This is a genomic window from Dethiosulfatibacter sp., from assembly GCF_983023055.1.
This window is the reverse complement of sequence record NZ_CEZJXU010000209.1, coordinates 3,332-4,296: the sequence shown is the minus strand read 5'-3', so window position 1 is coordinate 4,296 and position 965 is coordinate 3,332. Positions and strand designations below refer to the sequence as shown.

Sequence of the window (965 nt, the reverse complement as noted above, 5' to 3'; positions counted from 1 at the left end):
GAGTTCTATCTAAGGATATCAAATAATAAATTTAATTTCCTGTATTTGTCTTGCAAATTCTTCATCCCCACAAATCAGAATTTCTCAAAAAAAAAAAAAAAATCAACTGCTTATGCAGCTGATCTAAATTACTATTTAGTGTTATTGTAAGGTTATTAAAATAACCCCTCCATGATAGCAAGACACTTTTTAAAAAAGTCTTTATCACTGCAGTTCACAATAAATTCCGCATTTCTATGAGCTAAGTCTACCGCTCTAATTTCCTCACACTTTATATAACCTTTTATAGAAAAGCCATCAGGAATAGCAACATGTAATGGTATTCTTCGTTCACTACTTGTAATTGGAACTATAAGAGCTAAAACAAGTTTAGTATTTATAATATCATTACTGACAACTAGAACAGGTCGTCGACCTTGTTGCTCATGACCTTTTGTAGGATTTAAAGATACCCAATATATATCTCCTTGTTGCACTTGTCTATTATTTATCTTCTTCATAATCCCATTCTTCCTCACCAACAAAGTCCCATTCATCAGTTTGTTCTTTCAATTGGATGTCACTCATTTCAAAATCCTTCAATAAATTCGCAACCAACTCTCTTCCCTTTAAATCAGGTTTTTTTATAATCAGCGATTCATTCTCTAATGTTAATTCAACTTTATCTCCACAATGAATCCCTAATGCATCAGCTATAATTTTAGGTATTCTTATTGCCTCACTGTTTCCCCACTTATTAAGTGTTACCAACATATTATCGCCTCCTTTGTATCTACATTGTATCATTTCCATTCGTAGTAGTCAATTTATACAGCGACTTAATAAAGATCAGGAACCCTACAAATCAGAATATTGTAAAGAGCCAACAATTGAAAGTTGGCTCAATGATCTGTTTCAATATGTAGGGCAGATGCCTAACAATCTCCTTGTGTTACAACTTTTGTTTATCAGGACCTACTTAATAT

Annotated in this window: 2 protein-coding genes; both read right to left on the bottom strand. The window is 32.4% G+C overall.

Annotation, left to right across the window (positions count from 1 at the left end):
• Positions 1-155: 155 nt before the first annotated feature.
• Positions 156-500: a type II toxin-antitoxin system PemK/MazF family toxin gene (locus tag AC3AX0_RS08185; RefSeq protein WP_487549808.1), complete on the bottom strand. Its 345-nt coding sequence runs from the start codon at positions 498-500 to the stop codon at positions 156-158.
• Positions 484-753, bottom strand: coding sequence for an AbrB/MazE/SpoVT family DNA-binding domain-containing protein (locus AC3AX0_RS08180; protein ID WP_487549807.1), 270 nt, complete (start codon positions 751-753; stop codon positions 484-486). Before AC3AX0_RS08180 ends, AC3AX0_RS08185 begins: the two co-directional genes overlap by 17 nt.
• Positions 754-965: the final 212 nt, after the last annotated feature.